Here is a 5,978-nt window from a genome sequence, read left to right as displayed (position 1 = left end):
CATGGCGACCCGGGCCGGGGTCTCGATTGGCCTCGAGGACATGGAGGTGCCGGACGAGAAGGCGCGCATCATCGGCGCCGCTGAGGACGAGGTCAAGGAGATCGAGGACCAATACACCCAGGGTTTGGTCACCAATGGCGAGCGCTATAACAAGGTCGTCGATATCTGGTCGCGCACCAACGATCAGGTCGCCAAGTCGATGATGCGCAAGCTGGGCAAGGACCAGGTCACCGATCGCGATGGCAACGAGGTCGAGCAGGACTCGTTCAACTCGATCTACATGATGGCCGACTCCGGCGCACGTGGCTCGGCGGCGCAGATCCGCCAGCTCGCCGGCATGCGTGGACTGATGGCCAAGCCGGATGGTTCGATCATCGAGACGCCGATCACCGCCAACTTCCGCGAGGGTCTGAACGTCATCCAGTACTTCATCTCGACCCACGGCGCCCGCAAGGGTCTTGCGGACACCGCGCTGAAGACCGCGAACTCCGGCTATCTGACGCGGCGCCTGGTCGATGTGGCCCAAGACATGGTGGTGCTTGAAGAGGATTGCGGCACCGAGCATGGCCTGTTGATGACACCGATCATCGAGGGTGGCGACGTGGTCGAGCCACTGCGCGAGCGCATCCTTGGCCGGGTCAGTGCCGAGGACCTCTATCGTCCGGGCACCGACGACATCGTCTGTGAATCTGGCACCCTGCTCGATGAGGGCTGGGTCAAGCAGCTCGAGCTTGAAGGTATCGATCAGGTGCTGGTGCGCTCGCCGATCACCTGTGAGTCGCGCTTGGGCGTTTGCGCCCAGTGCTACGGACGTGATCTGGCCCGTGGCCATCGTGTCAACATGGGTGAGGCCGTCGGCGTCATCGCCGCCCAATCGATCGGCGAGCCGGGCACTCAGCTGACCATGCGCACCTTCCACATCGGTGGTGCGGCGTCACGGGCGGCGGCGGTCAGTAACGTCCAGGTCAAGGGCTCCGGCACCATCAAGCTGCATAACATCAAGACCGTTCGTCACCACAGCGGTAACCTGGTCGCGGTCTCGCGCTCCGGCGAGCTCACGGTCAGTGATGAGAAGGGCCTGGAGAAGGAGCGCTATAAGATCCCTTACGGTGCTACCGTGGCGATCAACGATGGCGATCAGGTTGAGGCTGGGGCCATCGTCGCGACCTGGGACCCGCATACCCATCCGGTGGTCACCGAGGTGGCAGGCATCCTGCGCTTTGAGGACTTCATCGACGGTGTCACGGTACAGAGCAAGACCGATGACGTCACCGGTCTGGCGTCGCTCGAGGTCATGGACCCGAAACAGCGCCCGGCTGCGGGTAAGGACCTGCGTCCCATGGTGAAGCTGCTCGATGCCGATGGTGAGGAGCTGAACATCGCTGGTACCGATCTACCGGCTCGTTATTATCTGCCGTCTGAGGCGATCGTCACCGTCTCCGATGGCGCTGAGGTTGGCGTTGGTGACATCCTGGCCCGTATCCCGCAGGAGTCCTCGAAGACCCGCGACATCACCGGTGGTCTGCCACGGGTTGCCGATCTCTTCGAAGCGCGCAAGCCGAAGGACCCGGCGCTGTTGGCGCAAGCGACGGGTACGGTTAGCTTCGGTAAGGAGACCAAGGGCAAGCAGCGGCTGGTGATCACGACCGATGATGGTGAAGCGATTGAAGAGCTGATCCCGAAGTGGCGTCACGTCAGCGTGTTCGAGGGCGAGCGCGTTGAGCGTGGCGAGATCATCTCCGAAGGCGAGCTCAGCTCGCACGATATCCTGCGCTTGAAGGGTGTGACTGCGCTGGCCGAGTATCTGGTCAAGGAGATCCAGGACGTCTATCGGCTGCAGGGCGTGAAGATCAACGACAAGCATATTGAGGTGATCGTTCGCCAGATGCTGCGCAAGGTCGAGGTCACCAATGCCGGCGATACCAATCTATTGCGCGGCGAGCAGGTCGATCATGCGACCGTGTTGGCCGAGAACGAGCGGGTGAAGGCCGACGACAAGCATCCGGCGCTCTATGAGCCGCTGTTGCTTGGCATCACCAAGGCGTCGCTGGCAACCGAGTCGTTCATCTCGGCGGCCTCGTTCCAAGAAACCACTCGAGTGCTGACCGAGGCGGCTGTGCGTGGCTCAATTGACGGGCTCAATGGCCTGAAGGAGAACGTGATCGTCGGTCGCCTCATCCCTGCCGGCACTGGACTGGCCCATCACAACGAGCGTCGGCGGCGTCGTCAGGCCGAGGGTCCTGGAGATGCGGCAGAACGAATGGAGCTGGCGAACGAAGAGCTGACCGCGGCGCTGAAACAGGCGCTGAACACGCAGGAGTCCGAGGCGGAATAGAGCCGCCGCTCTCAGGGAGCCGCCGTTGCGGCGCCCTGTCATCGATCTGCAATGGACCGTTGACAGGGCCTATCCTGCTGAATATACTTCTCGTCTTAGCTCGCCGGCATCTATTTGCCGGCTTGCTGTTTGAGTGGCATGGTCGCTGCGGCACGCCCTTCTCGTCGACTCATCCGCCGTCTATCTGCGTTCTCGCTGTTCGCTGGCGAGTGACTCACCTAGGTATTCCCTGGGTGATTAGGTTGGCTGCGGCGCGTCCTGTGCGTTGCATCACTGCCTTGCGTGAGTAGGGCGCGGTATCCGGTTGTTCTGCGTAAGAACATCGGCGATGCCCTCAACCTGAATTCCAAGATCGGGCGTCGCCGGCCAAGGGCTGCGGGCTCGGACTTTTAGTGCATAGACATTGCATCCAAGCCGTCGGAGTCAGTCATGGCGACAGTCAACCAGTTGGTGCGCAATCCGCGTAAGCGCCGTGTGGCAAAGAGTACAGTGCCAGCGCTCGAGGCCTGTCCTCAGAAGCGCGGTGTCTGCACCCGTGTCTACACCACAACGCCTAAGAAGCCGAACTCCGCGCTGCGAAAGGTTGCGCGCGTGCGGCTGACAAACGGTTTCGAGGTTGCGTCCTATATCGGTGGTGAGGGGCATAACCTGCAAGAGCACTCGGTGGTGCTGATCCGCGGCGGTCGCGTCAAGGACCTCCCTGGTGTTCGCTACCACACCGTGCGTGGCACCTTGGACGCCTCTGGTGTCGAGAAGCGCCGCCAGGGTCGCTCCAAGTACGGCGCCAAGCGCCCGAAGAGCTAGCCCGCTGGTTCGTCATCGCCTTATCGCCACGACCGGTCGATGCCATCACAAGGCCGGTCGAGCGCAGATATTCCCTTAGTAGGTAGTCGGAGCCTGAAAAGCAATGCCGAGAAGACGCATCGTTGGTCGTCGTCAGATCCTGCCAGACCCCAAGCATGGCAGTGAGCTGCTCACCAAATTCATCAATCTGCTGATGGAAGACGGCAAGAAGGCCGTGGCTGAGCGCATCATCTACGGCGCTCTGGATCGTGTGGTCGAGAAGAAGGGTGCCGAGCCGCTCGAGCTGCTCGACCAGGCGATGGAGAACGTCCGCCCGGTCGTCGAGGTCAAGTCCCGCCGTGTGGGCGGCGCGACCTATCAGGTTCCGGTCGAGGTGCGGCCCTCCCGGCGCAATACGCTGGCGATGCGCTGGCTGATCGATGCATCGCGCAAGCGCTCCGAAAAGTCGATGGCGCTGCGATTGGCCGGTGAGCTGATGGATGCAGCTGACGCTCGTGGCACCGCAGTGAAGAAGAAGGAAGACACGCATCGCATGGCGGAAGCCAACAAGGCGTTCTCGCATTATCGCTGGTAGCGCAAGCGCGCTCGCAGCATCCGATTTCACCCCAGGCAATAGGCAACGCAGTCGTGGCACGTAGCACCCCCATCGATCGGTACCGAAACCTCGGCATCATGGCGCACATCGATGCCGGCAAGACGACGACGACCGAGCGCATCCTGTTCTACACCGGCCTGTCGCATAAGATCGGCGAGGTGCATGACGGCGCTGCGACTATGGACTGGATGGAGCAGGAGCAAGAGCGCGGAATCACCATTACCTCGGCGGCAACGACCTGTTTCTGGAAGGGAATGGACCAGCAGTTCCCCGAGCACCGCATCAACATCATCGATACCCCCGGGCACGTCGATTTCACCATTGAGGTTGAGCGTTCGCTGCGGGTCCTCGACGGCGCCTGCACTGTGTTCTGTGCCGTCGGTGGTGTTGAGCCACAGTCTGAGACCGTCTGGCGGCAAGCTGATAAGTATGGCGTTCCGCGTATCGCCTTCGTGAACAAGATGGATCGCATGGGCGCGAACTTCCTGCGCGTCGTCGGCCAGGTCCAAGACCGACTTGGCGCAGTGGCGATCCCTTTGCAGCTGCCAATCGGCGCCGAAGAAGACTTTGCCGGCATCGTCGACCTGGTGCGGATGAAGGCCATCTATTGGAACGAGGAAGACAAGGGACTGACCTATGATGCGCGCGACGTGCCGGCTGATATGGCTGATGCCTGCGCGGAGTGGCGTGAAAAGCTGGTCGAGGCCGCTGCCGAAGCCACCGAAGAGACTATGGAGAAGTATCTCGAGGATGGCGAGCTCACGGAGGAGGAGATTCGCGCTGGTATCCGTCAGCGCACGATCAATAACGAGATCGTGCCTATGCTCTGCGGCTCCGCGTTCAAGAACAAGGGTGTGCAGGCGATGCTCGACGCGGTCGTCATGTACCTGCCCTCGCCTCCTGAGGTCCCAGCGATCAAGGGCGTGCTCGATGATGCGGCGGAGACTGTCGAGGAGCGTCCGTCGAAGGATGATGCGCCCTTTTCAGCCTTGGCGTTCAAGATCGCGACCGATCCGTACGTCGGCACCTTGACCTTCTTCCGCGTCTACTCGGGCGTATTGAGTGCTGGTGACAGCGTGCTCAACCCGGTCAAGAGTAAGAAGGAGCGTGTTGGACGTATCCTGCAGATGCACTCGAACGATCGTAAGGAGATCAAAGAGGTCCGGGCGGGTGATATCGCTGCGGCTGTCGGGCTCAAGGATGTGACCACCGGTGACACCCTCTGCGCGATGGATAAGCCGATCACGCTCGAGCGGATGGAGTTTCCTGAGCCCGTGATCTCGGTCGCGGTCGAGCCAAAGACCAAGAGCGACCAAGAGAAGATGGGTGTGGCGCTGCAGAAGCTGGCGCAGGAAGACCCGTCGTTCCGGGTGCGCTCGGACGAGGAGTCGGGGCAGACCATCATCTCCGGTATGGGCGAGCTACATCTGGAGATCATCGTCGACCGCATGCGGCGCGAGTTCAACGTCGTGGCCAACGTCGGTGCCCCGCAGGTCAGCTATCGGGAGACCCTGCGCTCAAAGATCGAGCAGGAGACGAAGTTCGCGCGCCAGTCTGGTGGTCGTGGTCAGTATGGTCACGTCTACATTCGCCTCGAGCCGCAAGAGCCGGGCACAGGCTACGAATTCGTCAACGAGATCGTCGGTGGCGCGGTGCCGAAGGAGTACATCCCGGCTGTTGATAAGGGCATCCAGGAGGCGATGACCAATGGCGTGATCGCCGGCTTCCCGGTCGTTGACGTCAAGGCGACGCTCTACGATGGCTCCTATCACGAGGTCGACTCGAGCGAGATGGCCTTCAAGATCGCGGGCTCAATGGCGTTTAAGGAAGGTGCGGCCAAGGCCAAGCCGGTCCTGCTCGAGCCGATCATGAAGGTCGAGGTGGTCACGCCCGAGGAGAACATGGGCGATGTCATGGGCGACCTGAACAGCCGCCGCGGCATGATTCAAGGGATGGAGGATACCCCGTCCGGGAAGATCATCCGGGCGGAGGTGCCGTTGTCGTCGATGTTCGGCTATGCCACCGACTTGCGCTCAGCCACCCAGGGGCGCGCGAGCTACAGCATGGAGTTCGCCAAGTACAACGAGGTCCCGGCGAGCATCGCCGAGACCGTCGCCAAGAAACGATAGTGTCGATCGCAGATCGGCCCTCGCTAACGATTGCAGTGGATCTCTGAGGGGATACGGGCATGTCCAAAGAAAAGTTTGAGAGAAAGAAGGCGCACGTCAATGTTGGCACGATTGG

Annotated in this window: 4 protein-coding genes; all 4 read left to right on the top strand. The window is 61.5% G+C overall.

Features of this window, described 5'->3' with window-relative positions; all coding sequences use genetic code 11:
* On the top strand, positions 1 to 2,335 hold a 2,335-nt coding region (locus ACY693_RS13840; RefSeq protein WP_462322409.1), incomplete at its 5' end, for a DNA-directed RNA polymerase subunit beta'.
* 429 nt (positions 2,336 to 2,764) lie between these two features.
* Entirely contained in the window at positions 2,765 to 3,139 is a 375-nt protein-coding gene (gene rpsL, locus ACY693_RS13835; protein WP_200343980.1) for a 30S ribosomal protein S12, read from the top strand.
* Positions 3,140 to 3,242: 103 nt separating this feature from the next.
* The gene (rpsG, locus tag ACY693_RS13830) at positions 3,243 to 3,713 is read left to right on the top strand and encodes a 30S ribosomal protein S7 (protein ID WP_462322408.1); all 471 of its coding nucleotides are present in this window, start codon (positions 3,243 to 3,245) and stop codon (positions 3,711 to 3,713) included.
* A 53-nt stretch (positions 3,714 to 3,766) separates the two neighbouring features.
* A complete protein-coding gene (gene fusA / locus ACY693_RS13825; protein WP_462322407.1) occupies positions 3,767 to 5,863 on the top strand; it encodes an elongation factor G in 2,097 nt (698 codons plus the stop codon).
* Positions 5,864 to 5,978 lie beyond the last annotated feature (115 nt).

The organism is Halochromatium sp. (assembly GCF_054919635.1).
This window is presented reverse-complemented; position numbering and strand designations above follow the sequence as displayed.